Source organism: Streptomyces cupreus, assembly GCF_014257025.1.
Lineage (GTDB): Bacteria > Actinomycetota > Actinomycetes > Streptomycetales > Streptomycetaceae > Streptomyces > Streptomyces cupreus.
In genome coordinates, this window is sequence record NZ_JACMSF010000004.1 from 191,373 (window position 1) to 216,020 (window position 24,648).

Annotated in this window: 24 protein-coding genes and 1 pseudogene; 15 read left to right on the forward strand and 10 right to left on the reverse strand. The window is 65.6% G+C overall.

The window, feature by feature from the left end:
- Entirely contained in the window at positions 1-1,728 is a 1,728-nt protein-coding gene (gene argS / locus H4N64_RS05495; protein ID WP_186280951.1) for an arginine--tRNA ligase, read from the reverse strand.
- A gap of 367 nt (positions 1,729-2,095) precedes the next feature.
- Here argS and H4N64_RS05500 point away from each other — a divergent pair, with 367 nt between their 5' ends.
- Genes H4N64_RS05500 through H4N64_RS05510 form a run of 3 tightly spaced genes read left to right on the forward strand, consistent with a single transcriptional unit; the run spans position 2,096 to position 4,709 of the window.
- Positions 2,096-3,769 carry a glycosyltransferase gene (locus H4N64_RS05500; protein WP_186280952.1) on the forward strand — a complete coding sequence of 558 codons (1,674 nt, stop codon included), beginning with the start codon at positions 2,096-2,098 and terminating at the stop codon, positions 3,767-3,769.
- On the forward strand, positions 3,766-3,987 hold the full coding sequence (locus H4N64_RS05505; RefSeq protein ID WP_186280953.1) for a hypothetical protein: 222 nt from the start codon (positions 3,766-3,768) through the stop codon (positions 3,985-3,987). The genes H4N64_RS05500 and H4N64_RS05505 overlap by 4 nt, the downstream gene beginning before the upstream one ends.
- Complete coding sequence (locus H4N64_RS05510; RefSeq protein WP_186280954.1) at positions 3,984-4,709, forward strand: phytanoyl-CoA dioxygenase family protein; 726 nt, start codon at positions 3,984-3,986, stop codon at positions 4,707-4,709. The genes H4N64_RS05505 and H4N64_RS05510 overlap by 4 nt, the downstream gene beginning before the upstream one ends.
- On the opposite strand, the gene H4N64_RS05515 is transcribed toward H4N64_RS05510, so the two are convergent.
- The 4 genes from H4N64_RS05515 to H4N64_RS05530 all read right to left on the reverse strand — a co-directional run bounded on the left by H4N64_RS05515 (position 4,706) and on the right by H4N64_RS05530 (position 7,908).
- Positions 4,706-5,560: a GNAT family N-acetyltransferase gene (locus H4N64_RS05515; RefSeq protein WP_186280955.1), complete on the reverse strand. Its 855-nt coding sequence runs from the start codon at positions 5,558-5,560 to the stop codon at positions 4,706-4,708. The genes H4N64_RS05510 and H4N64_RS05515 overlap by 4 nt on opposite strands.
- 165 nt (positions 5,561-5,725) lie before the next feature.
- A complete protein-coding gene (locus tag H4N64_RS05520) occupies positions 5,726-6,304 on the reverse strand; it encodes a GNAT family N-acetyltransferase (protein ID WP_186280956.1) in 579 nt (192 codons plus the stop codon).
- A gap of 198 nt (positions 6,305-6,502) precedes the next feature.
- Entirely contained in the window at positions 6,503-7,450 is a 948-nt protein-coding gene (locus tag H4N64_RS05525; protein ID WP_336246638.1) for an aminoglycoside phosphotransferase family protein, read from the reverse strand.
- A gap of 14 nt (positions 7,451-7,464) precedes the next feature.
- Positions 7,465-7,908 carry a serine O-acetyltransferase gene (locus H4N64_RS05530; protein WP_199847858.1) on the reverse strand — a complete coding sequence of 148 codons (444 nt, stop codon included), beginning with the start codon at positions 7,906-7,908 and terminating at the stop codon, positions 7,465-7,467.
- Positions 7,909-8,697: 789 nt separating this feature from the next.
- On the opposite strand from H4N64_RS05530, the gene H4N64_RS05535 reads away from it, so the two are divergent.
- The 3 genes and pseudogenes from H4N64_RS05535 (at position 8,698) to H4N64_RS05545 (ending at position 10,729) form a co-directional block, all read left to right on the forward strand.
- On the forward strand, positions 8,698-9,189 hold the full coding sequence (locus H4N64_RS05535) for a LuxR C-terminal-related transcriptional regulator (RefSeq protein WP_336246639.1): 492 nt from the start codon (positions 8,698-8,700) through the stop codon (positions 9,187-9,189).
- A gap of 237 nt (positions 9,190-9,426) precedes the next feature.
- A pseudogene (locus H4N64_RS05540) lies at positions 9,427-9,866 on the forward strand (NUDIX domain-containing protein).
- A 200-nt stretch (positions 9,867-10,066) separates the two neighbouring features.
- Positions 10,067-10,729 (forward strand): ElyC/SanA/YdcF family protein, encoded by a 663-nt coding sequence (locus H4N64_RS05545; RefSeq protein ID WP_186280959.1) that lies wholly within the window; start codon positions 10,067-10,069, stop codon positions 10,727-10,729.
- A gap of 64 nt (positions 10,730-10,793) precedes the next feature.
- On the opposite strand, the gene H4N64_RS05550 is transcribed toward H4N64_RS05545, so the two are convergent.
- From H4N64_RS05550 to H4N64_RS05570, 5 genes are all read right to left on the reverse strand, one after another.
- Positions 10,794-11,345 (reverse strand): HD domain-containing protein, encoded by a 552-nt coding sequence (locus H4N64_RS05550; RefSeq protein WP_186281055.1) that lies wholly within the window; start codon positions 11,343-11,345, stop codon positions 10,794-10,796.
- Positions 11,346-11,450: 105 nt separating this feature from the next.
- Positions 11,451-12,326 (reverse strand): aminoglycoside phosphotransferase family protein, encoded by an 876-nt coding sequence (locus tag H4N64_RS05555; RefSeq protein WP_186280960.1) that lies wholly within the window; start codon positions 12,324-12,326, stop codon positions 11,451-11,453.
- Positions 12,323-13,756 carry a helix-turn-helix domain-containing protein gene (locus H4N64_RS05560; RefSeq protein WP_260859548.1) on the reverse strand — a complete coding sequence of 478 codons (1,434 nt, stop codon included), beginning with the start codon at positions 13,754-13,756 and terminating at the stop codon, positions 12,323-12,325. The genes H4N64_RS05555 and H4N64_RS05560 overlap by 4 nt, the downstream gene beginning before the upstream one ends.
- Positions 13,757-13,900: 144 nt before the next feature.
- Entirely contained in the window at positions 13,901-14,629 is a 729-nt protein-coding gene (locus tag H4N64_RS05565; RefSeq protein WP_186280962.1) for an HAD family hydrolase, read from the reverse strand.
- Positions 14,626-16,143: a helix-turn-helix domain-containing protein gene (locus H4N64_RS05570; RefSeq protein WP_336246640.1), complete on the reverse strand. Its 1,518-nt coding sequence runs from the start codon at positions 16,141-16,143 to the stop codon at positions 14,626-14,628. The genes H4N64_RS05565 and H4N64_RS05570 overlap by 4 nt, the downstream gene beginning before the upstream one ends.
- A 344-nt stretch (positions 16,144-16,487) precedes the next feature.
- On the opposite strand from H4N64_RS05570, the gene H4N64_RS05575 reads away from it, so the two are divergent.
- The 9 genes from H4N64_RS05575 to H4N64_RS05615 all read left to right on the forward strand — a co-directional run bounded on the left by H4N64_RS05575 (position 16,488) and on the right by H4N64_RS05615 (position 24,551).
- Positions 16,488-16,682: a hypothetical protein gene (locus H4N64_RS05575; protein ID WP_186280963.1), complete on the forward strand. Its 195-nt coding sequence runs from the start codon at positions 16,488-16,490 to the stop codon at positions 16,680-16,682.
- A gap of 208 nt (positions 16,683-16,890) precedes the next feature.
- Complete coding sequence (locus H4N64_RS05580; protein WP_186280964.1) at positions 16,891-17,895, forward strand: hypothetical protein; 1,005 nt, start codon at positions 16,891-16,893, stop codon at positions 17,893-17,895.
- A 78-nt stretch (positions 17,896-17,973) separates the two neighbouring features.
- Positions 17,974-19,506 carry an amino acid permease gene (locus H4N64_RS05585; protein WP_186280965.1) on the forward strand — a complete coding sequence of 511 codons (1,533 nt, stop codon included), beginning with the start codon at positions 17,974-17,976 and terminating at the stop codon, positions 19,504-19,506.
- Entirely contained in the window at positions 19,506-20,930 is a 1,425-nt protein-coding gene (locus H4N64_RS05590) for a glutamine synthetase family protein (RefSeq protein ID WP_222108572.1), read from the forward strand. Before H4N64_RS05585 ends, H4N64_RS05590 begins: the two co-directional genes overlap by 1 nt.
- Positions 20,931-20,968: 38 nt before the next feature.
- A complete protein-coding gene (locus H4N64_RS05595; RefSeq protein WP_186280967.1) occupies positions 20,969-21,469 on the forward strand; it encodes a LuxR C-terminal-related transcriptional regulator in 501 nt (166 codons plus the stop codon).
- 136 nt (positions 21,470-21,605) lie between these two features.
- Positions 21,606-22,490: a phosphotransferase gene (locus H4N64_RS05600; protein ID WP_186280968.1), complete on the forward strand. Its 885-nt coding sequence runs from the start codon at positions 21,606-21,608 to the stop codon at positions 22,488-22,490.
- A complete protein-coding gene (locus tag H4N64_RS05605) occupies positions 22,487-23,287 on the forward strand; it encodes a methyltransferase domain-containing protein (protein ID WP_186280969.1) in 801 nt (266 codons plus the stop codon). The genes H4N64_RS05600 and H4N64_RS05605 overlap by 4 nt, the downstream gene beginning before the upstream one ends.
- Before the next feature lie 5 nt (positions 23,288-23,292).
- Positions 23,293-24,339 (forward strand): phosphotransferase enzyme family protein, encoded by a 1,047-nt coding sequence (locus H4N64_RS05610; RefSeq protein WP_222108573.1) that lies wholly within the window; start codon positions 23,293-23,295, stop codon positions 24,337-24,339.
- Positions 24,336-24,551, forward strand: coding sequence for a TauD/TfdA family dioxygenase (locus H4N64_RS05615; RefSeq protein ID WP_336246642.1), 216 nt, complete (start codon positions 24,336-24,338; stop codon positions 24,549-24,551). The genes H4N64_RS05610 and H4N64_RS05615 overlap by 4 nt, the downstream gene beginning before the upstream one ends.
- The last annotated feature ends 97 nt before the right edge of the window (positions 24,552-24,648 follow it).

Here is a 24,648-nt window from a genome sequence, read left to right on the forward strand (position 1 = left end):
TCACATACGGTCAGGGGCGTCGATCCCGAGGAGGCCCAGGCCCAGCTCCAGTGTCCGAGCGGTGATGTCACACAGAGCCAGGCGGCTCTGCTTGACGTCACCCTCGGCGCGCAGGACAGGGCACTTCTCGTAGAAGCTCGTGAACGCCGACGCCAACCCGTAGAGGTAGTTGGCGAGCTTATGGAACTCCAGCGTCTCGGAGACCTCGGCGAGGAGGCTGCTGAACTCAAGCAGCTCCAGAGCGAGGGCGCGCTCGGCAGGCTCAGCGATGACCAGCTTCTCGATACCTTGCAGCGGCGTTTCCACACCAGCGCGGCGGAAGATGGAGCAGATCCGGGCTCGCGCGTACTGCAGGTAGGGGGCGGTGTTGCCTTCGAACGACACCATCCGGTCGACGTCGAAGACGTAGTCCCGCGTACGGTCGGTGGAGAGATCCGCGTACTTGACGGCGCCGATGCCGACCGCCTGGGCGACTGCGGAACGGGCTTCTTCATCAAGCTCGGGGTTCTTCTCGGCGACCACCGCGGATGCGCGGACCACGGCCTCTTCGAGGAGGTCCACCAGCTTCACTGACTTGCCGGCGCGGGTGCGCAGCATCTTGCCGTCGTCGCCGAGGATCGACCCGTGTCCGACGTGCTCGGCGCGGGCGGGTGGGACGAGCCAGCGTGCGTCCCGGGCCACGTCGTAGATCATCGCCAGGTGCTGGTGCTGGGGCAGGCCCACGACGTACAGCAGGCGGGTGGCGTGGAGGTTCCGCAGGCGGTGCCGGATCGTGGCGAGGTCGGTGGCGCCGTAGCCGAAGCCGCCGTCCCCCTTCTTGACGATGATCGGCAGAGGGTCGCCGCTCCGGTTCTTGTAGCCGTCGGGGAACACGCATTGGGCGCCGTCGCTCTCCCGCAGGAGGCCGAGCTCGTCCAGCTCATCCACTACGGACTGGAGCTGGTCGTTGTAGTAGCTCTCGCCGAAGAAGTCGTCTTCGGTGAGGCGGACGCCCAGCATGCCGTAGACGGTCATGAAGTACTTCTTCGACTCGTCCACGAGCGTCTTCCACAGACGCAGGGTCGTCTCGTCGCCGCTCTGCAGCAGGACGACACGCTTGCGGGCCCGGTCCTTGAACGTATCGTCGGCGTCGAACTTGACGCGAGCGGCCCTATAGAAGCCGTTGAGGTCGCCGACCGACAGTTCGTGTGCGGCCTCGGACTCTCCGATGTCCAGAAGGTGCTCGACGAGCATGCCGAAGGGGGTGCCCCACTCGCCGATGTGGTTCTGGCGAATGATGGTGTGCCCCTGCCACTCCAGGAGGCGCACGGCTGCGTCGCCGATGATCGTCGAACGCAGATGTCCGACGTGCATCTCCTTGGCTGCGTTCGGGGCGGAGTAGTCGATCGCGATGGTCTCCGGGGCCTTGGCCTGCGGTACGCCGAGCCGCTCGTCACCGATGGTGTCAGCGAGGAGACGTGCGAGAACCTCGTCGGAGAAGGTGAGGTTGATGAAGCCAGGCCCCGAGATCTCGACCGAGGAGCAGAGATCATCAAGCTGCGCGGCCTCCACGACCCGGCTGGCGATGTCGCGCGGGTTGCCACCGATCTTGCGAACCAGCGCCAGCGCGGCGTCCGACTGGAAGTGAGCGCGCTGGGATCGTCGGATGACCGGGTCGACGGGAGCGCCTGCCACCGTCTCGAATGCCGGGGCCAACCTCTGATGCAGCAATTCTTCCAGATTCGCCATTCGAAAAATCTAGCTGAGTCAAAAGATGAGTGTCCAATCACGAGATTGGCGCCACGGCGGGCCCAAGGACGGCACCCGGCGCAGGTTCGGCCGTCCGGAACCCACACCACACCAACACGCAGAGTAATTACCTGACTACAAGATTTAAGAAACGGCCGAACCTCCACGCACGGGCTGACGGCCACGTGATACTCGCCAACATGCCGGACCCTGTGCACACCTCCCGCCATGACATCGGTTTGACCAGCGACCCCTTCAGCAGGATGGGGCACCCGAGGTCTCCACTCAGAGGTACGGCGGCGGCCGGCGCAACTCGGTACCAAGCACCAGACCCGCTGCGGCAGCCACTGATCACGGGAGGACCCCAATGAAGACCGTCGTGCTGCTCGTCAAGAACGGCATCGGGTTCGGTCACTTGAGGCGCGCCGTGCTCATCGCCGAGGCCATCCGGAACGAAGGCCAGCTTCGCCCCGTGATCATCAGCCAGGCCAGCTCACTGAGTCTGTTCCGCGACACGCCCGTCGAGGTCATTAACTTTCCGCTGCTGCACAGGGTGTCATCGGCCGTGGCAGAGGACAGCTACCTCGCGATCCTCGACCGGCTCCTCGAACGACTTGATCCAGCAGTTGTCATCGAGGACACCTACCCAGACCCTCGCTACCTCTTCCTCAAGTCTCTTGCCCAGCGCCCTCGGCTACTGGTGATGCGTCGCCTCGATGGGACGTCGTTCGACCAGCTCCGCATGCAGGGTCGGTTTGCGGCCTACGACAAGATCCTCATCGCGCAGAGCCGCGAGGACTTCTTACGTGAAGGGCACAGTGGCGACTCGATGGCTGCCGTGCAGTTCGGCACCAGCTTCTCCTTCATCGGGAACCTCAGCTATTCGCCTTCTCCTGCCGAGATCGCGCAGATGCGCGCCGCCTACGCGCCCAACGACGAGCCCCTGGTGGTCGTCAACGGCGGGGCTGGTGGGGATCAGATGCCTGACGGTTACGGCGACCGTCTCTTCGGTGCCTGCGCGCAAGTGGCAGCACGGATCCACGCGGACGGTTACCGAGCGCGGTTCGTGTTCGTCACCGGCCCGTACTATGCCGGCAAGCCGTTGCATGAGACAGGAAACGTCACGGTCCGCCGGTACGAGCCTCGGCTGGCGGGACTTCTCTCCGCGGCTCATGTCGCGATCATCAAGCCCGGTAACAATGCCTTGTCCGAGGCGTTGCTGGGCCAGGCCCATCTCGTCCTCGTACCAGATGTCTCCTTCATGGAGGGTCTCGACGAGCACGCGGCTCGAATAGCTGAGCAGTACGGCGGTGCCACGGCGACGACCGATCCGGAGGCCCTTGAGAAACTCGTCCGCGAAGCTCTCGCACGCCCTCTTCGTGAAGTGCGGCTCGAACCGAACCACAAGGGTCTTGCTGAAGCAATCGATGTCATTCACCAACTGGCCCAGCGGCCCCTGCCCCACGTCCCACGACGCCGCCTCATGCTCGTCCTGAACCCCGGCTCTGGTCAGCAGGCCGACGCCTTGCGCCGTGCGGTTCCGGAACCGCTGAAGAGTGCGCTGATCCTCAACGAGACCGCGCCGGAGGGACCACCACCCTCCATCGCGGAGCTCGATGCACCGCGTGCTGGCCTGGAGGAAGTACAGGCGTTGTTGGTGAGCGCCGAGCCCCCCAGCGCCACGCCACAGGAGATCGCGGACCGTGGCATTCGCTTGCTCATAGCGCCGAATGCTGTGTCTCCGGCAGTAGAGCGGTGGATGCGACTGGCCCCGTCCCTACCGGCGCTGGCTGTTCTGCATGGCTCCACCGTCACGGCCGCCGCCGGCCGGGCTGAGTTCTGTCTCCGAAGGCTTGCTCAGGCACTGGCTGCTGAGGAACCGTCGTGTGTGATCTTGGACCTGTCGAGGTTGAGTGACGACACAGCCATTGAGCAGTACCTAGCCGAGATCGGCGATTGGCTGCGTCTCCAGCCTGTTGAACTCATCGGTCCCGAAGCGGCCACCGCTCTCCTTGCCCGACGTCTATTGGAGTCATCGTGACACCAGGGGTGGATCTTGCGAACGATGCTGTAGAACCCGAACTCCGGAGCGTCTGCACATTCGATGTTCGCCATGCCGACAGCGACGTGCAAGGTCTGGTTGATCAAATCATGGGTCTTCTCGACAGCGGCGTGACGCTGGTGGATCTCTCGCACCACGATCACCGAGGCACGGTCATCGAGCTCCGAGCGCAGCCGAAGGGTGGTACCGCTCAATGACGCTCTCAGAGCCCACGACCAGCCTGGTCGCCGCCGTACAAAAGCAAGGGTTCGCGATCTGGCCCGGGTTCCTTCAGGGCGAACGATGCGACGAGATACGCAGGCTCACCGAGCACCTCGCGGGCGGCAAACATGCCAACCACTACCCCAAGTCCACACGCGTGTGGGATCTGTACCGGCATGGAGCAGAGTTTGTTGACCTTCTCGTCGACCCAGAACTCACCGCGGTGTTGAACGAACTGCTGGGAGAGAACCACCTCGTATCCGACTACAGTCTCAACGTCGTTCAGCCCGGCCAGCCCGTCGACGGCTGGCACATCGACTACCCCTACAACGAGATGCCGGCCCCTGTGACTGGAGCCGTCCTGGGGTTGCAATGCGTGCTGGCTCTGGACTCCTTCTGCTCCTCGAACGGAGCCACTCAGCTGGTACCCGAGTCGCACACGAGGACGGACCGTCCCGACGCCGACGCCGTCATCGATCACGTGGTGTTCGATGGTGAGCCCGGAGCATTGTTGATCATGACGGCAGCGACCTGGCACCGCTCAGGCTTCAACGCATCCACAGCGCCGCGGTCAGCTGTCCTGATGAGCTTTGTGGAGAGGTGGGTGCGGCCGATGTCCGATCCTCCGGAGCCGGGGCCGTGGGGACGCACAGACGCCTTGCGGATCCTCCTGGGTATGCAGCGGCCACCGGAGACGATCAATGGCGTAGCGATCTAGAAGTCGTACACCGCGAAGTCCGTCACCGGGCGGTATCCGATCCGTTGGTACAGGCCGTTGCTGGTGGGGTTGGCCAGGTCCGCGAACAGCAGCACCTCCGCCGCGCCCGCCGCCAGTGCCGCCCGGCTGACCTCGGCTGTCGCGGTGCCCGCGTAGCCGCGGCCGCGCAGGTGGGCGGGCGTGTAGACGGGGGCCACCCGGAGCTGGCCCGCGACCATAGGAGTTACGCCCGCCATGGAGACGGGGGTGCCATCCAAGGTCTCCCAGAACCTGACGCGTCTATTGGCGATGCGCGTGTCGGCCCAGGAGCTGGCGTCCCTGGAGGCGGCTTCTCCGATGGCGGCGACGAACTCGCGGTACCAGCACATGAGTTGCTCGCGGTCCTGCTCGCCTGCGACTCGACCCCGGCCCTCCGGACGCGGTTCCGGCGGGGTGAGCGTGCCGAGGCGGTACAGGCGCTGCCGCTCATAGAGCGTCGGCGTCGCGCCGGTGTGCCGTTGCCAAGCCTCGGCGAAGGCGGTGGCGGTGTCGTGGTCCGCGCTGACGCCGGGGAGGGGACGGCCGAGGCCGGCCAGGTGGGCGGCGAGGGTGTCGGCCTCCTCGGGGGTGAGGGGGGTGAGGTTCAGACGGCGGGGCGGGGTGCGGAAGAAGGTCGCGCGGACCTCACCCGCCCGCTCCAGCAGGCCGAAGATGGGGGCTTCCGCGCCGTATGCGTCCGCCCCGCGCGTACGCAGCGCCTCGGTCACCGTCAGCGGGACGGTGTGCAGGGCGGGGCGCGAGCGCAGGAAGTCTCCGGCTCGGGCGAGAAAGCTGTCGACGTCTTCGGTGAGGTGCCAGTCATCCGGGCGCATGCCTCATGATCCCGCGCGTTCACTGACTGCGCCCGTGGTTTTCCGACGGGGCGAGGCTGCGGGGTGCGGTCAGGCGCCGCCTCCCGCCAGTGAACTTTGCCGCCTACTCCGGCTCCGGGTCGGTCGCCAGACGGCCGTGCAGGTGCATGCCCCGGAATGGGTCGCTCAGGGAGCGGGAGCACCGTAAGTAGGCGGTGTGAGGCGGTCCAGGCGCCAGACGACGTCGGTGCCACTGTCTGAGGGAGCTGCGGGTGGTGTTACCGGCTCCTGCCGGACTTCGGTGAAGCCCAACCGGCGCGGAATGGCGCCACTGGAAATGTTGGCCAGGTCGTGCGCGATCTCCAGGTACTCCACGTCCGGCAGGGCGAACATCTCGGTGACCATGGCTGCCATCGCTCTCGTGGCGATGCCCTGGCCGGTGGCGGCAGGGTGCAGCCAGTACCCCATGCGCCAGCCCTGAGGTTCGGCCCCGCGGTAGGTCGAGCACATGCCGATAGGCGTGCCGTCTTTGGTGATGGCGTAGTTGTACGCGTCGCCGCTTGCCCACTCCGACTCGGACTTCGCGAGGAAGTCTCGGGTGCTCTTTTCGCTGTGCCGAGCGACCCACGGCATCCACGGGCGCAGGTGGTCCAGAGACTCCTCGATCAACTTGAACGCCTGAGGGAAGTCGCTCTGCCCCCGCCAGCGTCGCAGGGCGAAGTCTCCGCATTCGATGATCTGACTCGGCCGCTCCATGGCAGCCATGATTGTTTCGCAGAAGGCTCACAGCAACGGAATATGAGCATGCGTCAGGCCGTCTACTTGGCAAGACGCCGGTAGCCCGGACGGCCTGAAGATCGGGGGAAGTTGCCGCCATGTGCGGGTGGTCCCGGCCGCTCCGGTACGCCCCAGGCGCCTGCGGTGATCCGCGGGACAGCCACTGAGCGCATGCGCAGCGGGAGCTCAGGTCAGGGCTTCGGCGATCTGGTCAGTGATGTCCACGAGCCAACCAGGATCTCCGTTTTGGCGACCCCATTGCGCGGACATCACTGCGCGCGCCTGGGCCCAACGAGAGACGCGCTCTCGGTCGAGTTCGGCGGCTTCGGAGAAGATGTCGAGGCGACGCAGCAGCGCTGTCTTAAGATCATCGGCGGCGAGCAGATCATCGAAGTGGCCGCGGAGTAGCTTGATGGCGTCGTAAGCCGGATCGCCGACGTACCCCTTAGGGTCGATCGCCAGCCAGGGCTCCCGCTCGGCCCGCAGCACATTGGCATAGTGCAGGTCGCCGTGGACGAGCGTATCCGGCTGGTCGGGGCCAAGCTCCTTCACAGTCGAGAGCGCTGCGTCGACTACCCGCTGCGGCAGGGGATAGGCCAACTCCGCTGCTGCCTCGCGGATTTCATCAAGCCACCACTGCTCAGCGTGGTCGCGCAGCCGTGGCAGGCGCGGAGGAGCTGGCACAGCCAATCGACGGACGAGGCGGCCTGCGGTGGCCACCGCCTCGTCAACGTCATCGAGATCGGCAAGGCTGGTCTGTTCTGCCTGCTCCAGCACCATGGCGAAGTTCGAGTCGTCACGCTCGTGCAGCAGCACGGCTCCACGTCCACCCCACCAGGCAAGGGCGTGGGGCTCGTGGACAAGGCCGGGGTGCGGATGCGAGATCTTCAAGACTCCGGGGTCGCCATGGCGCAGCACGGGGACTACGAGCCCGACCTGCCCGTGCATTGCTGTAGCAGTCGGTGTGCAGCTCCAACGCTCGAGTAGCTCATCAACCAGGACGGGCAGGGACGCGAGCCAAGTCCTGCTGCCTTCGCCCTCCCGATCGATTGTTCTGCTTGCGAAGTCATCCGGTATCTCGATCATCCAGCACCCTTGGCGGCCTGCCCCCTCCGCTCTGTCCGTCGTCCTCATGCGGAACGGACCAGCTAGATCGTCTTCTCTCGCACGACCTGGGCCGGTACGCCGACCACTGTGGCCCCGGCCGGAACATCATGGGTTACGACAGCTCCGGCTCCAATGTTCGCCCCTTGCCCTATGTGGAGGCTCTTCTCGAACGGAGTGATCACCACGGCGTTCGCCCCGATCATGACATCGTCTCCGACGATGATGCGGTGTGGTGATCCTGCCGGGGCACGAACTGACAGCGTGACGTTCTGCCAGATACGTACCCGCCGGCCGATCGTCACGTTGTCGTGGACGACCGTTCCGAGGCCGTGGTGGCCGAGATACACGTCGGGGCTAACGTCTCCGCCAGCAGCAAGCGAGTTGTGGTACAGGAACGAGTTGAGTTGCTTGACGCGCTTGGCGAGCCAACGGTGCTCTCGCTTGCGTAGTGCGATCGCCCACATCCACAGCCGTTCAGGGCTCACGGTCGATGCTCCTCTTGCCTACGTTGAAGTCGTCGTATGGGTAGGTTCGTCGGCCGCGGTCAGTTTTCCGCTGCTGTTCATCGGGTCCCAGGCGCCGGCCCGGAATTCGTGTACATTCCGAGCGACGATCCGCGAGCCATGTGATCTCGCATTGATTTCCGCCTCCGATCAGAGTGGATTCCTTTGGAAGCACGGAGGTTGAGCGTCCGCGGGCTCGCTAGGCTTGATCGAACGTGACGCCCATCCACACTCCGAAGGAGCGGTCTCACGCGGGTATGAGGTCGTGCAAGAGTCTGATCCGCGCGACAGCGTACGACCGCACCTCTGCACTGGAGTATCACTCCCGTGATACGGCCATTGCCGCGCTACATACCCCGCGCCATGTGGCGCGTCTCTGTCGGTGGCGTCGAGGTCAAGGTGCCGCACAGTTCCGCAGGCCACGAGCGTGCGGTGCGCGAATGATCGGCGCGAGGCCGTCAGTCAGGTCTCGAATTTCTTCGAGTGGGGCACATGACCTCAACTGTTCGTCCTGGAATGGATATCACCCCCGTGATATCACCTGCGGAATATACGTAGAGGGCATTTGACGGGACAGTTCTGTGGTCAGCCGCCACCGATCGTGCGAGACCCACGGTCGCGGGCGTACGACTTCATCCAAGGGGGCCAGCGGCCTCACGCAGGCGGCGCCAACTGCGCGGGCCGTGTCGCTTGCGCGGATTCAGCTACACGCGCCCGCGCAGCCATCCCCATCAATTCCGAGTGCACGCGAATCGAAAGGACAGTCGAGCAGTGTCGGCCCAGCCTCGCGTAACGCCTCGAGCCCTCACTCCTGCTCAGGTGCGGGTAGCTCGCAAGATCGCTGGCGGCATGGACACCGCTCAAACCGCGTTCGAGTTGGCTATCACACCAGGCACCGTCAACGTGCAGCTGGCGAACATGGGCCGGAAGCTCGGAGTGAGCGGTCGGGCCGCAATCGTCCATGCCTCCTACGTCGCCAGGCAGATTCCTCGCCCCGAGCAGGAGTCTTTCGACGGTGAGTTCACTGAGATCGAGGTTCAGACGTGGAACCTCATCGCGTCAGGGGCAACGGTGCAACGCATCGCTGACGTACTCCGAGTCTCGCGCGCTACCGCTCGCGTGCGGATCAAGTGCTTGCGACGCCGGCTGAAGGCTTCCAGCGACGCGCACCTGGTGACGCTGGGTTGGCGATACGGGTTGGCCGATGAATCGCTCACGGACACGGGTTCTGAGATGACGATCGCAGTCGCACGGAGTGGATGACGTGTCGCCGCTAGGACTCCGCGGTAGTCCTCGGTCACCGCTCGGGATCTTTAGCCTCAGGCAGGCCCCACCACTGCGTCGACCTCTTCGAAGGCGCCTGCGGCGGGGCCTCGCTCGAAGTTGGGCACGCGAAGCTCTGGCCTAAACTGCCCATCAACGGGCTGATGAAGGGACGCAGCCGTGCCTCAGCCGAACGCCGACGACCAGCCCAAAGCCCTCAAGCCCGCCCTCGAATCCATGACCGTGCTGGTCGCCGCCGTCATCGTCCACGACAAGGCCACCAACCGCGTCGTCCTCCTCCAGCGCAGCCAGAACGCCAAATTCGCGCAGGCATGTGGGACCTCCCCGTCGGCAAGAGCGAACCCGGCGAACCCATCACCGAAACCGCCGTACGAGAGCTGTACGAAGAGACCGGCCTCACCGTGAAGCCCGAGGCTCTCAAGGTCGCCCACATCATCCACGGGGGCTGGGGCGTCGAAGCCCCCAACGGCTTCCTCACCGTCGTCTTCGCCACCCATGAATGGACCGGTGAACCCGAAAACCGCGAACCTCGCAAGCACGACCAGGTCTGCTGGGTCGATGTCGACGCAGTCCCCAAGGAGCTTGTGGACACCACTGTCAGCGCCTTCCACCGTTACCTTGAGGGCGGTCCACAAGTGTCCCTCCACGGCTGGTGAGAGACGCTGCCCCAGTTCCGAAGGAGCTTCCCGTTTCTGGTGAGGAATTTGTCAGCTCGGCCGGCTGGCAGCACAGTCGGGCGCACGCTCGACGTCGAGGACGAGGCCATCTGGTGTCGGCGCATCGTCCGCCGGACTGGTGGGGAGTGTGACCGTGTAGCCGTTCGCCGGGTACGTCACGCCCATGGAGGGGAGAACAAGTGATTTCAACACAGGCATGGGCGGATGCTCGGCGGTTGTGGGACTTCCAGCAGATGGGCCACGATCTGCGCCCTTGCTCCGTGGCGATCGGACTCGGAAGCCACGACCTGGGAGTGGCTGACACCACCGCAGACCTGTACCAACGTAGCTTGGTGCCTCTCATTGTCTTCACCGGAGCGACCAGCCGTACAACGCGCGAGCGGATGCCCCGCGGGGAAGCCGACCACTATCGAGACCGCGCGGTTGAGCTGGGGGTTCCTGCCAGCGCCATCATCGTTGAGCCAAAGGCCCAGAACACGGGCGAGAACATCCGCTTCTCCCGCGCCCTCCTCGAAGAACAAAACGTTCCCGTCTCCTCGGTCCTCCTGGTCAGCAAGCCGTATGAGGAGCGACGGGCCTACGCAACGGCGCGAAAGCTCTGGCCGGATGTCGAGTGGGTGAGCGCCTCCACGCCCATGACGCTCTCCGAGTACGTCGATTCGATCCAGGACGCGCATCTCGTCATCGACATGCTGGTGGGAGCCCAGCAACGGCTCATGGTGTACCCACGGCAAGGGTTCATGATCGAGCAAGAGATTCCCAGCGACGTGGTGGCGGCTTTCGAACGGCTGTGTAGCAACGGCTTTACGAGCCGACTCGTGCCGGAAGGATCACGGGCTTGAGGCCCTACGACATCCGCCCGAGCATGTGCCAGCAGATCGGTGACTATCTGGCTGACACCCGCCCCTATCTCGGCTGAGTCTCCAGCTCCGCCTCCACCCGCGCCGCAGCGGCAAGGATCTCCGGCGACGCCCGACGAATGAATCGCCCCACAAGACTCTCCGACCCGTAACGGCTCTCGATCTCGGCCAGTCGGCTCCCCGCATTGGTAGGCTCCCCGTCGGGTGTCGTGGTCATGTCGCACCACACCAATGCGTCAACCAGTCGCTGATCGTCGAGCAGGGGAAACTCCCTCTCCAATGCCTCGCGGAGTCCGCGCTCCTCGGCCTCCAGAAGCGCGAACGAGTGGTTGGCCACCAGCCGTAGGAGTCCGTCGTCCGCCTGATGGGCGTCCCGCAGAAACCGAGCACCGTCCAGCGGATGGAAACCAGTGACTGCCAGTCTGGGCGCATACCCCACGTCGTGCAGGACAGCAGCCGGCATCAGAAGCTCCGCGACGTCACCCAGCATCCAGGCAAGTTCAGTTGCACGCCGGGCGACCCCCTTCGTGTGCGCCCAGCGACGAGGAAGCGGCCCACTCAGTTCCGCCTCTGCGACCGAGCGTGCCCACTCGACCATCGGTCCATCCACGAGCTTCTTCCTGTTCACGCGCTCGTCGGGCCGCCGGGCCTCCATGACCGAGCCGAACTCAGTCTCCATCCTTCGTTCCGACGGCTAAGCGTTTCAGGCAGCACCCCATTGGGCTTGGCCATCGGAATTTCTGAGGGTCTCAACGCGGTGCGACAACTGCCTGGCGGCACCAGCGTCTCCGTGATCCGCACGTCGAATGAAGGAACCGAGGGTGTGTAGATCCCGGATCTCGCAGAGAACGGGCAGACCAGGCCACTGCCTGATGTCGTAGCCGTACCGAAGGCTGAAATCATCGAGCTCTGCAGTGGTCCGTCCGAAACGGACTCCTTGGAAGGTATTGGCCAGGTCGAGCTCGCGGGGGCCGACGGCTGCTTCGTCCCAATCACCGAGCCTGACGTCTTGTTCGTCCCAGAGGGTGTTTCCTGGATACGCGTCACCATGGATGTGTCCCTGGCCCAGAGAGAACTCCAACTTGCCGTAAGCATCCAGCAGCTCCTCGCGCCGGGCAGCCAGCCACTCGCGCTCGGACGGCTCCAGGTAGGTACTGGAATCCACAGCACTCTTGAGAGACGTGAGCGGCTGGTATTGGGGCAGGGACACCGGCGGCGGTGGCAAGGCGTGTAGGGCTCGCAGTAGATCGCCAAGCCTTCCCGCCGACGGCGCTCCCCTCTGAGGTTGCGGGTAGTGCCGCCAGAACGTGACGACATACGGGGCGCATGCCACTGGTTGCGGAACGTCCACAGGCTCCGTCGCCGGGAAGTCGTTGGCGACAAGCCAGCGAGTGAGGGACACGGCAGTTTCGAGCCGCCGTTGTTGCGAGTCGGAGCTGACGCGAACGACGACGCCTTCATCAACCAGCAGGAAAACGGACGTGGCGTGATGGTGGAGTTGAGTGAGGGATCGGTCTGCCAATCCGGATGCCCGGCAGGCGAGGCGGGCGGCCGACTCAGGTGAGACCGTCAATGTCATGGAGTAAGGGCCTTCGCTGGGGTATCGATCGCCTTATAGCCGCGGGTTGCGTCCGCTAGCTCGCGGGCGACCCGGCTACGGGCGAGCCGCGGTTCTTCCAGAAGCCTAGCTACTCCCTCCATGGCGTCGCCTAGCTGCCGGATACGACGGTTCGCCGGAAGCTCCAGGAGGGGCTGGAGCTGCTCGCCGGCACCCTCGATCTCCCCGGCAACGATGCGCGCTGTCACGATGTCCAGGCGTGCCAAAGCCTCGTCACCGTACGACCGGTGTTCCCTCGGCCCGCTCTCGTACAACTCGATCGCTGCGGTGGCATGCTTTTCGGCCCGCCGAGGCTCGCCGAGCAGGGCGAAGGTTCCGCCCATGTAGTACTCCTGCTTCGCTTCGGGGAAGGTGAGAAGTCCCCCGAACCGGGTCAGGGCGTCCGGGGCCGCCTTCTCCTCGCGGGCACGCTGGAGCTCCTGAAGAGCGGCCATGGCCGTACCTCGATCACCTATTCGCGCTGCTGCTCTCGCTTCAATCGCGGCAATTCGGATCCGAGTCTCACCGCCGGGCGCAAGCTGGATCGCCTGTCGCGTGTAGTCGAGAGCCGTTTGCCGGTGAGTCGACCACTCGGCGATCAGGGCGGCCGTGCCCTTCACCCAAGCCCGTAGGTCGTTGTTGTCGGACTGCTCGGCAAACGTCCAAGCTGCCTGGAGCTGCGCGACCGCCGCGTCTTCATCACCGAGGTTCTGTGAAGCGTGGCCGAGCAGGAGGCAGCTCGTACCGGCGAGGAGGAGTAGTTCGCTGGTCTGGCCGAGCGGTTGGTGGCCGCTGAGCAGGAAAAGAAGGCGGTCTCGGGTTGCGACGAGGTCTGTGAAGACCTGGTGCAACGGAGCGTGAACGTAATCGACCGCGATTTGGGTGAGCGCGGACTCAAGTCGCTCAAGTTCCACCTCGCTCACGTTGCTCTTCGTGATCTCGTCGGTGAATTGCAGCGACTGCGCAGCGGCCTGCGCTGCCAACTCGTTCAAGTTCGTGGTGTCGCTTGCCGCTGGCCAGATGCCGTCACGGCCATGCCCGAGCTGCGGCGCGTGGGCTGGTGTGGAAAGCGCTGAGTGCTCACGAAACGGTGGGCCCAGCAGGGTGTCCGGTACTCCGACGCCCTGCAAGAATCGTGCGGCCTTATCGATGTTCGTCAAGCGGCGATTCCCGGCTTCCAGCATCGACAGAAAGCCCTGGCTCAACCCGGTCATGAACGCCATGTCGTCCTGCCGGAGACCTGCCTTGTCGCGAATGAGACGGCTGGCACGACCGAAGTCCCAGGCGGTGATGGCTGATTGGACATCGAGGTCCAGCCAGACCGTGTCTGGGACGTGCGGTACAGGGTGGGCGCCGAGCCGTTTCCCGCGTGCGCACGCGGCGCACCGGTCCTCCGGGTTGTACTGGCTCAATCGGCACCCGCAACCGGCACAAGCCCGAGCGTGCTTTCGCATCGCACCCCCGTTTCTCGTCTGCGCGCGCCAGCGTAAGTGCGGACATAGTCGTGCCCGCATCACGGAAGTGATACGGGCAGGTCAGAGGAACTTCGGCTCGCCTCAGATACGTTCGACGGTGACTGCCGTAATCGCGTCAAGGAGCCGCGGTACGTCTTCGAGGCTCTCGAGGACGACATCGGCTCCGGCCGACGCCAGTTCGTCGGCTGACGTCTTCCCTGAGGCGACCCCGATCACGGGAGCGCCTCCCTCAAGTCCCGTACGGACGTCTTCGAGGGAGTCGCCGATGATGACCGTGTTGGAGCGGGTGAAAGCCGCCTCGTGTTTGGCCTGAGCGCGCTTCTGTGCGACGCCAACGAGGACCGGACGGTGGTCGCTGTCGGAGGAGTATCCGCCGATTTCTGTCTCCAGGAACCCGTCCAGGCCGAACGCTTCGAGCTTCAGAAGCGCGTTGGGCCTGAGGTTTCCTGTGACGACGGTCGAGACGCACCTCGGCTGGGCCTGCACCGCCTTGAGAGCAGCCAGGGCGCCAGGAAGCAGGAGGCCCTGCTCGCGTAGATCTTCAGTGTGGGCGGCGAGGCGCTGTGGCAGGAGTTCCACCATCCTCGGCTGCAGGTGGGGCACATCCGCCTCGCGGACGCCGTTGTCCAGGAGCAGGGATCGGATCGCGAGGGGCATGGTGACGCCGGTTCCCCGGGCCGGAAGTCGCTCTGCTGGGCGCCCGACGATCTCAGCGAAGGTCTCTCGGTAGACCTGCCGGTCGACGTCACCGACGTACAGCAGAGTGCGGTCGATGTCCCACAGCACGAGGATCTGCTGGGCCTCGCTCAAGTTCGGCTCCCTGTCGCCACCATTGCGGCACGTCGCTCCAGTACATCTTGAGCGTACGCGTTGTGGGCAACCGGCTGGAGTTCGCGAATCATGCTCGTGACGTGGTTGTCGAATCGAGCCGAGTGAAGGGTTTCCGCCAGGTCGAGGACCTCGTGTGCCGTAGCGCACCCGGCTTCAACATCACCTTGCGCGATATGCGCGGTTGCGGCACGTGAGAGGAACAGGCCCCTGGTTCGGTGGTCTCCTGAGTTGAGGGCCTGCCGTGCCTTGGTGAAGCTGGCGACGGCGCTTCGCGGATCGCCCAGGTCCAGGTGGCAACTGCCGGCCTGTCCGTGGATCTCCCCCTCGTTGATCCAGTACAGCCAGTGCGGGTCATGCTCGGAGCGCCCCTGGGCACAGAGTTCAGCGGCTTGACCGAGCGCGGTGAGGGCAGCGTGGCGTTCGCCGAGTTTCGCGTGACCGCGGGCTTGTCGGGTCAGCAGCATGGCTTCGAGTGCTGGAGTGCCGAGTTTCTTGATCTTGTCGCGGGCCCGGCGTGCCGCGGTGACGGCGTGGTGCGGCGTCCCGGTGGAGTACCCGTGGATGGCGATGTAGGACAGGGCGCCGGCGCCGAGCCGGACGTCTTGTGAGGCTTTGGCTGCGCGCAGTGCGGCGTACAGGTAGCCGAGTGGTCGGTCGCGGTCACCGGAGTCGAAGACGAACCAACCCGTCTGAGTAGCCGTGTCGGCGGTGATCGCCGCGAGTCGCCGCCCCGCTGCCTCGTCGTAGGACGTGGAGACCATGAGGTGCCTGAGGAACTGAAGGTGTCGGTCTGCGAGGCTGGCAACGGTGCCACTGCCGTCGCTCGCGTCCATCGTCCGCAGGCTGTCCGTGGTGCGCTGGAGCCCATCGAGCAGTTCGTTGGTGAGGCGGCTTCCCCCTGCTGCGCGGCGGAGGGGTTCGGCTTCGGTGCTGTCCCATGCGTTCACGAAGGCGGTGAGGGCGATGCCGCTTGCGGTGAGGAATCGTCGACGTTCCATCGTGCTGTCTCCTACCGCAGTATCCAGTGCTGCCACCATACGGACCGTTGTCCAGGGCAGGGTCGGATCGGCGTCACCAGCGAACTGGTCCCGGGGCGGTTGTAACGCGTTGGCTCTGGACTGTGGGAGGGGGAGCGCGACGAGCTCGGCTGGCACATCCAGCCCCGTCAGGAACTCGACGATCTTGTCGATGTTCGTGAGGCGACGGCTGCCCGCCTCCAGCATGGAGAGGAAGGCCTGGCTGAGGCCGGTGAGTTGGGCCATGTCGTCCTGCCGCAGGGAGCCGCGCAGTCGAATCAGGCGGCAGGCCTGACCGAAGTCCCAAGCGGCGAGCGCGTCGCGAACGTCTGGGTCGAACCAAACGTATTCCGGCACGACGGGGAAGTGCTGTTCGGTGCCGCGGGAGCGAGAGCATGCGAAGCACAGGGTGTCAGTGTTGTAGCTGCTCAGTTGGCCACCACAGCGATCGCAGCTTCGCAACGGCTGCTGATGCACGTCAGGCCTCCCCGCGAGTGAGCGTGCGCAAACTCAATTACTCCTGGTGGATCCGGAATTACACAAGTGATATCACCCTCGGAATGTGTGCGCAGGATGTTTTGCCGCCAGGGTTGGAGTCCCGCAGCACGACGTGGCGACGAACCCACCGAGAGCCTGATCATTCGGTCCGCCTGCTGCTCGTCGCGCTACGGGGTACGCGCACCTGTCGCTGATCCCCCTATCGGAGTCCACGTTGTCACCCGCCAGACGACCAAGGTTGGGCCGCGGCCCGCTTGCCTCCTCCCACGGCCCGCTTCTCGCACCTCACCCGGCAGAAGCGCCGGGCCAGTGGGTGGTGCCCGGTGGCCATTAGCATCTCCGCCGTCGTACTCCTGGGCATTCTCGTCTTCATCTTCGTCAAGAAGAGCGGACTGAATGCGGCGCACGCCATCGTGTGCACTCTCTTCGGGTTCTTTCTGGCGAGTACATCGATGGCTCCGAGCATCAACCGCTTCGTCACCAACATTGCGGACATGGTCGGTCAGATCCGCTTTTAGTGCAGTTAGTGCCATAGTCGGAGCAGTCACTCCCCCTGTCTGAAGGCACGACCTGCCGTCTGCGGCTCAATCCCCCAATTCTTCTGAGGCCTCTGATGACATGCACGCCCAACTGGAAATCCACCTCGCATCGCGCTGGTCGTGTGCCTCAGAAGAGCAGCGGTGTTCCGCCTTTGGGGCGTCGCCATTCCAGAGTCGAGGGTCCGTGATGCCTCTCGTGTATCACCCGGCCGGCCACGACGACGACCTACGCGTGGCCTTGGAAGAGCTAGAGGCAGGCCGCTGGCGAACGACCGGGAAGCTGCTCCTGGATACGGGCACGCACTGGGCACTGCGGACATCGCGCACCCAAGTGTTGGCCGTGGCAGCAGCTCGGTCCGATGTGGTCAAGGTATGGCTCGACGAAGAGCCCGGAAACTACAACGCGCAGCTAATGAGTGCTCGCGTCGCAGTCGAGCGGGCGCTGCGCGCACACCGCCAACGGCATCCAGCGACCCTGGAATTCGAGTTCAGGGCGCGGCGCGAGGTGCTGCTGGCGGCTCGTCACGCGCCGCAGGATCCCGTGCCGTGGGTCTGCCTTGTGGCGTTGGCGCAGATCGACACCCGGCAGCTGCGTCATGAGCACCGCTTGGCGCCGGCCGAGCCGATGCTGCCGAGCGGACCCTGGGGGTTGCTTTACGAGGTCAACCAGCGTGATCCGTACAACCGCGAGGCTTACCACCGTGTGCTGCAGTTCCTGCTCGCCCTTGATGGGCCCCAAGCCGCGTCCTTGGCTGCGGTCTTCGACTTCGGACGATGGGTGGCATCACAGCGGCCGGTGGGGTCTCCGCTATTGCTTCTGCCCGCGTACGCGCAGATCGAGCAGCGACGCCGATCGCACGCCGATCCGTTGTGGCGGCGGCAGTGGGCGCACGAGTCGACGCTCGATTACACGCTCAACGCCTTCCATGACTGGTTCCGCAAGACGTCCCGCGAGCAGTGTTCGGTCGCCGATCTGCACTGTCTCGCCTATGCGTTGTGGGCGGGACATCAGTATCTGGAAGCCGCCGAGGTGTTCGCGGCGGTGGACCCGTACGCGGCTCGTGAGCCCTGGGCCTCGGTGCACGACAGAGCCGCAGGACCGGATCCCGGCGAAGCGCTACTGCTTCGAGCACGTGCCGAGTCCTATTCCTACGCCCGCTCCCACGGGAGGCGCGCCGGTCCGCATCCGTAAGCGACTTCCGGCTGCCAACTCCTTCCGTTGGCATGAACCCATCCATCTCCGCCTTCCCTCAATCTTGGAGGTTGTCCTGTGTCCCGTTTAAACCACAGCCATCGCGCGGCGCCCCAGAAGGCCGATGACGCGTATTTGCGGGAGCTCGGCTATGAGCCGGTGCTGACCCGGCGTATGGGGCCGTTCGGGAACTTCGCGATCAGCTTCTCCGTCATCAGCGTCCTGTCCGGCTGCATGACCCTCTACGGGTTCGGTCTGAACACCGGCGGCCCATCCGTGATGCTGTGGGGCTGGATCGTCGTGGGCGCCATGGTGATGTTCATCGGCGCCGGACTGGCCGAGGTGACGTCCGCCTATCCGACCTCCGGGGCCTTGTACTACCAGGCAGAGCAGCTCGGGGGACGGAAGTGGGGCTGGTACACGGGCTGGCTCAACTTGTTGGGCCTGCTCGGCGCCATCGCCGGCATCGACTACGGGGCCGCGCTCTTCACGGGCGCCTTCCTCAACCTGCAGTGGGGCTTCGAGCCGACACCCGGCAAGATCATGGTGATCTTCCTGTGCATCCTCGCCCTGCACCTCACGCTGAACCTGTTCGGAGTCAGGCTGGTCAGCGTCCTCAACAGCATCAGCGTCTGGTGGCACCTGGCCGGCGTCACGGTGATCGTCGGCGCGCTGGCGATTGTGCCCTCCCACCACCAGTCCGTCGACTTCGTGTTCGGCGAGTTCGTCAACAACACCGGCTGGTCCAGCCCCTTGTACGTGGCGGTGCTGGGTCTGCTGCTGGCCCAGTACACGTTCTGCGGCTACGACGCCTCCGCGCACCTGTCGGAGGAGACCACGGACGCCCAGGTGTCTGCTTCTCGGGGGATCATCCACGCGATCGGCTGGTCGTGGCTGGCCGGGTTCGTGCTGCTGGCCGGGCTCACCTTCGCGATCAAGGACTACGCGGGCACCGTGGGCACAGCGACAGGGGTGCCGCCAGCACAGATCTTCCTCGACGCCCTGGGCATGGCGGGGGCGAAGGCGCTGCTCCTGGTCGTGATTGTCGCCCAGCTGTTCTGCGGCAACGCAGAGACCGCCGCGGCCAGCCGGATGGTGTTCGCTTTCTCTCGGGACGGGGCACTGCCGGGCTCTCCGTTGTGGCGGCAGGTGGATCGTCGTACCGGCACGCCCCGCAAGGCGGTGCTGCTGTCCGTGGTGTGCGCCGCGGTGCTGGCGCTGCCGAGTCTGTACAGCCCGGTCGCGTACGCGGCGATCACCAGCATCAACGTCATCGGCATCACCCCGGCGTACGCGATCCCGATCTTCCTGCGGGTCAAGAACCGGCACCGATTCAGGCCGGGCCCATGGAACCTGGGCAGCTGGGGCGTAATGGTGGGCACAATCGCCGTCATCTGGGTGATGTTCGTGACCGTCCTCTTCTGTCTGCCCCAGACCCGCCCCGACGGCGGTGCCCTCGCCACGGTCGACACGTTCAACTACGCGCCGGTGGCCCTAATCGTCGTGCTCGCACTGGCGTGGGGGTGGTGGCACAAGCAAGGCAGCAAGTACGAGGTGCCGGCCCAGAACTTCGACCGCTCGGCAGGCGAGTACGAAGACGAGGTCGTGTGATGACCACAACGAGCAACGGCACAGCCCCGCGCCCGGCCGTAGCGGCGGCTTCCGCATCGGGGGCGCGCTCGGAGAAGTCCCTGTCCCTGACCGACCTGCGCGACCTCGTAAAGGGCGGCGCGATCGACACCGTGCTGCTAGCCGTTCCCGATCTGCAGGGGAGGCTGAAGGGAAAACGGTACGACGCCGACCACTTCCTCAAGCGCATCGCGCATCACGGTGCCGAGATGTGCGCCTACGTCCTGGCCACCGACGCTGAGATGAGCCCGGCGGACGGCTTCAAGCTGACCTCGTGGGACAGCGGCTACCAGGACCTGTCCGTTCAGCCGGCCCTCGGAACCCTACGCGTGGTGCCGTGGCTGCCGCGCACCGCCATCGTCCTCGGCGACGCCGTGCACCACGACGGAACCCCCATCGACGTCGCGCCCCGCCAGATCCTCCATCAGCAGCTGACCCGGCTGTCACGGCACGGCCTCCAGGCCAAAGCGGGAATCGAGACCGAGTTCACCATCTACCAGGGCACGTACGCGGAAGCGGAACGGGCCGGGTACAAGGGCCTGCGGCCCGTGACGATGGAGAACCTTGACTACGCCCTCGACCACGGCCCCGCCTGCGACCGGTTCTTCCGCCGCCTGCAGCGTGCCCTGGCCGGGGCGGGCATGCCCGTGGAAGCGATCAAGACCGAGGCCGGCCCCGGCCAGATTGAGGTGACCTTCCCGTACGGACCCGCGCTCACCGCCTGCGACCGGCACCTGCTGTTCAAGCACGCGGTGCGCACGCTGGGAACGCGCGCCGGACTGGCGCCCACGTTCATGGCAGCCCCAGAGACCGGGTGGGCCAACGGCCTGCACCTGCACGTCTCGCTGTGGTCGAAAGCCCTTAGCCAACTCCACTCCCCTGACAACGAATACGAGCTGTCCCAGATCGGACGGAACGCAATCGCGGGGCTGCTCGCAGGCTTGCCGGAGTTGGGCCCGTTCTATGCGCCGAACGTCAACTCCTACAAGCGATTCACTCCCGGCTCGTTCGCGCCAACCATGCTCCACTGGGGCCACGACAACCGCACGTGCGCTGTCCGCGTCGTCGGTCACGGAGAGGGCCTCCATCTGGAAATCCGTGTGCCGGGGGCGGATGCCAACCCGTATTTGGCCCTGTCCGCGGTCCTGGCGGCGATCGACTACGGCATCGAGCAGCAGCTCGCCCTCGGCCCTGAAGCGGCCGGCAACGCCTACAGCGGGAGTGGCACCCCTGTGCCGCCCACCCTCGCTGACGCCCTGGCCGCCTTCCAGGAAAGTGCCCTGGCCCACGGAGCGTTCGGCACCGAAGTGGTCGAGCACTATGCCCATCTCGCCCGCTTGGAACTCGACCATCAGCAGCGCCTGGTCACCGATGCCGAGCGGCAGAGGTGGCTGGCCCGAGCCTGACCGTCAAGCCACCAAGAAGGAAAGGACCCGGAACTCCCGTGAGTGCACGACCGGCGCGCCCGCCCGCCACGTACCTCGAACTCACACCCGCTCAGGTTCGGATCGCCCAGAAGGTCGCGAAGGGCAAGAGCACCGATGCGATCGCATCCGACCTGACCATCACCGCCGGAACGATCAACGTGCAAATGAAGCACTGCGGTCAGAAGCTCGGGGTAAGCGGTCGGGCCGCCGTCGTCCACGCGTGCTACGTAACCGGGCAGCTCAAGCGTCCCGGGAAGGCAGCCTTCCCGGAGACGTTCTCCGACGCTGAGACCGAGACGTGGTGGATGATCGCCATCGGTGCGACCTCCAAGGACTACGCGGACCGTGCCCGGATCAGCCGCGACGAAGCCCTTCAGCGGATTAGAGCTCTCCGGGAGCGCGTCCGGGCCCACAACGACCCGCACCTGGTGACGCTCGGCTGGACGTATGGGGTGATCGACGAGTCCCTCGTCGAAATGGTCTCTGGCACGGTCCTTCGTGCCCCGGCTCCTACATGACCAGCTCAGATCGAGTTGTCAGTCCCCCGTGGCACACTCCCCATCGCCGCATAACCACCAAGAGCACCCAATCAATCACCTTTGTGATCGTAGTGGGTGGCATGGCCAATGGAAGGGCGCACCAAACGTGACCGATATGCCCCGCGCACTCCACCAGTTGGTGGAATCGGTGACCGACACCTACACCGTGGTTACCGAACACGCCCGGCCCGGCAACATCAGACCATCCCTCTGGGAGATCAACGGACTCTGCGGCGAGCGATGGTTCGCCAAACAGCATGTCGGCCCGAAGCTGCACCGGCGTGAGGTCGACGCGTACCGGAAGTGGACGGTCTCGCTGGGCGCTGACCGTGCGCCCGAGCTCATCGCTTCGAACGCGGAGACGCGAACCGTCCTGGTCACCGCAGTGCCCGGCCGCAGCTTGGACACGCTGCGGCTGCCGGCCGAGCAGGAGCGCAAGGCGTATGAGCAAGCCGGTGAACTCCTGGCCCGGCATCACACCGCAGCGGCGGACGAGCCGACCGCGAACATGACCGAGGACGCGTGGGACTCGACGGCTGCGAAGCTACTGGATGAGGCTGCCTCCCACGTGCCGGAGCACGAGATCACGATGGTGCGTGCGCTCGTCAAGGAGCCACCGCCGCGTCTGCCGCAGGTGGCGACGCACGGCGACTACATGCCCAAGAACTGGATGTGGGACGAGACCGAGCAACGGCTTCGGATCATCGACTTCGAGCGGGCGGAACTCCAGCCCGCTGCCCGCCGGGACTTCAGCCGCCTGCGCTACCGGATTCTTCTGCAGCGCCCCGACCTCCTTGCCGCTGTCCACCACGGATACGGCCGCCAGCTCACCGAAGAGGAGCTGGCTGCATGCCAGGCGTACGCGGCCTTGGACACCCTCGACTCGCTGTCCTGGGGGATCACACACCATGACATCGGGCTCGCCGACGAGGCCCACACCATGCTGGAGAACCTGCGTCAGGAGAGCGGCGCGCGCATGTGGGGCGGGTGGGGTTCGTGAACGCCTTTGCCGGAACTGCCTCTTACTACCGGCGCTTCCGCCCCAGCATCCCAGTCGACCTTGCCGTCCTTCTCTCCCACGAGGCGCCCGCGGGTTCTCCACTGCGTCTGCTGGACATCGGCACCGGCCCAGGGCTCGTTGCCAGCGCGCTCGCCCCGTACTTCGACGAGGTGATCGCGGTCGACTCCGACCAAGCAATGTGCGCCGAAGCTGAGGCCGTGCTCCGTCCCGCGCTCTCCGGCGGTCAGCGGTTGCAGATCCGGCACGCGCTGGCGGAGGACTTCGAACCGCCGGCGGGATGGCAGCCGCACCTCGTTACCTGTGGCCGTGTCTTTCACTGGCTCGACCGGCCTCGTTTCCTCGACCGACTGGCCGAGTACGTGGCCCCCAGCGGTGTGCTTGCGGTGTTCAGCGATCGCAGCCTGTGGACCGCCGAGAGTGCCTGGCAGCAAACCGCGCGCGCCGTCGTCCAGCAGTTCCTCGGTGAGCAGCGGCGAGCGGGGGACGGCGTCTTCGGCCCGGCCGGGCCACCGTACGAAGAAGTGCTGCGCGCTTCCGCCTTCTGCGAGGTCACCACCGCGACCATCCCCGTCCGCCGCGAATGGAGCATCGCCGAAGTCATCGGCTACCTGTACTCGACTTCGTTCGCGGCCTCGCATCTGTTCGGCGACCACCAGGATGCCTTCGAGACGGCACTCACCGAGGCCCTGGTCCCCTTCGCGGAAGGCGGGTTCCTCGTGGAGGACAACACATTCACCGTCCGCACCGCGCGCCGCCCCTCTTCCACGGACCGGTGACGGGGATGAGCGAGGCGGACTGGAACGCGGCGGTGACAGCTGACGTGCTGGAGGAGCGGTACGGGCTCGTCGTGAACGTGGTCGAGCCGGTGCACATGGGCACCGACACGATCAACCGGCGAGTCCTGACCGACGACGGAATACGGCTGTTCGTCAAGGAGTACCGGTCGACCGCGGACCTGGAGGCGGCCCGCACCGCATGGGACATGTCGGAGTACTGCCGAGCCGCGCGACTTCCCATCCCACGCGTTTGGGACGACGAGGACGGCAACCTCATCACGATCGCGCAGGGCAGCGCCTGGGCCGTGGTCGACGAGGCGCCCGGCCGCGTGACCACCTCGGCGATGACGGTGCCCCTCGCCCAACACATCGGCACGGTGATGGGACGCATGCACCGAGTGCTGGCCGCCTACCCGCTGCCCCAGCGCGTGCAGCAGTCCCGCTGGCGGACGGGCACGGTCGAGAACGCGGTCGCCAAATGCGACACCGTGATGGCCACGGCCCTGCAGCAGGGGCATGAGAGTCTCGAGCACCTACGGACCGACCTCGATCAGCGGCGGCAGGACCTACAGGATCACGTCCACCGGCTCCGGAAGCACCTGCCCGGCACGATGGTGGAGCAGGCACTGCACGCGGACCTCAGCCGCACCAACTTGATCGTTCTCGCTGATGCCGTCACCGGTGTCATCGACTTCCGGGGCGCAACCGCCATACCGGCCTGGGAGCTGGGCCGGGCCGCGTTCGATCCGCGCACCGTGGCCACCAGCCCGGAATGGGACGCCTGCGCGCTGGCAATGGTGAGCGCCTACCGCGCAGAGAACCCCAGCCTCCCCCTGACGGAAGTACGAGCCTGCGCCCGGATCGCATTGCTGTACATGCTGTTCAGCTTCTACGGCGCTACCACCGCCGAGTACGACCTTCCTCCGGAAGCGGAAGCCGACCTGAAGCAGCACTGGAACGAGCGGCAGATCGCCATCCGCCGCTTGCTGAACAGCCTTTCCGACCTCGATGACGCGTTCGCCGGCCTCTCCACGGACGGAGGCTGTTCGTGACAAACCAGCAGTCGCGCATCGGCTGGGCCCGGACGAGAGTCGAGCCGCTCGCCGAGCTGCTGCGGCGCACCACCGGCGAGTCGTACGTGTACTCCCACCGGTGGGGCCAGGGCGACGTCGTCGGCTGGGACAACTTCGCCACGCTCCACACTGCTTTGCCGTGCGACAGCACCTGCCACCAGCGACTCCTGTACCGCACGTCCATCCCATAGCGCCCGCACTGCCCCTCCGCTCTTTCACGCGTACATGCAGGCCCTCGCCGAAGCCATGGCCAAGGCCAAGGGCGCGCTTCGGAGCCTTTTGTGAGCC

What these genes read in the sequence shown, in the direction of transcription:
- H4N64_RS05555 (WP_186280960.1), bottom strand. Translation starts at nt 12,326, where the DNA reads ATGACATTGACGGTCTCACCTGAGTCGGCCGCCCGCCTCGCCTGCCGG.
- H4N64_RS05600 (WP_186280968.1), top strand. Translation starts at nt 21,606, where the DNA reads ATGCCCCGCGCACTCCACCAGTTGGTGGAATCGGTGACCGACACCTAC.
- H4N64_RS05510 (WP_186280954.1), top strand. Translation starts at nt 3,984, where the DNA reads ATGACGCTCTCAGAGCCCACGACCAGCCTGGTCGCCGCCGTACAAAAG.
- H4N64_RS05550 (WP_186281055.1), bottom strand. Translation starts at nt 11,345, where the DNA reads ATGGTCGAGTGGGCACGCTCGGTCGCAGAGGCGGAACTGAGTGGGCCG.
- H4N64_RS05590 (WP_222108572.1), top strand. Translation starts at nt 19,506, where the DNA reads ATGACCACAACGAGCAACGGCACAGCCCCGCGCCCGGCCGTAGCGGCG.
- argS (WP_186280951.1), bottom strand. Translation starts at nt 1,728, where the DNA reads ATGGCGAATCTGGAAGAATTGCTGCATCAGAGGTTGGCCCCGGCATTC.
- H4N64_RS05610 (WP_222108573.1), top strand. Translation starts at nt 23,293, where the DNA reads ATGAGCGAGGCGGACTGGAACGCGGCGGTGACAGCTGACGTGCTGGAG.
- H4N64_RS05515 (WP_186280955.1), bottom strand. Translation starts at nt 5,560, where the DNA reads ATGCGCCCGGATGACTGGCACCTCACCGAAGACGTCGACAGCTTTCTC.
- H4N64_RS05580 (WP_186280964.1), top strand. Translation starts at nt 16,891, where the DNA reads ATGCCTCTCGTGTATCACCCGGCCGGCCACGACGACGACCTACGCGTG.
- H4N64_RS05520 (WP_186280956.1), bottom strand. Translation starts at nt 6,304, where the DNA reads ATGGCTGCCATGGAGCGGCCGAGTCAGATCATCGAATGCGGAGACTTC.
- H4N64_RS05500 (WP_186280952.1), top strand. Translation starts at nt 2,096, where the DNA reads ATGAAGACCGTCGTGCTGCTCGTCAAGAACGGCATCGGGTTCGGTCAC.
- H4N64_RS05525 (WP_336246638.1), bottom strand. Translation starts at nt 7,450, where the DNA reads ATGAGGACGACGGACAGAGCGGAGGGGGCAGGCCGCCAAGGGTGCTGG.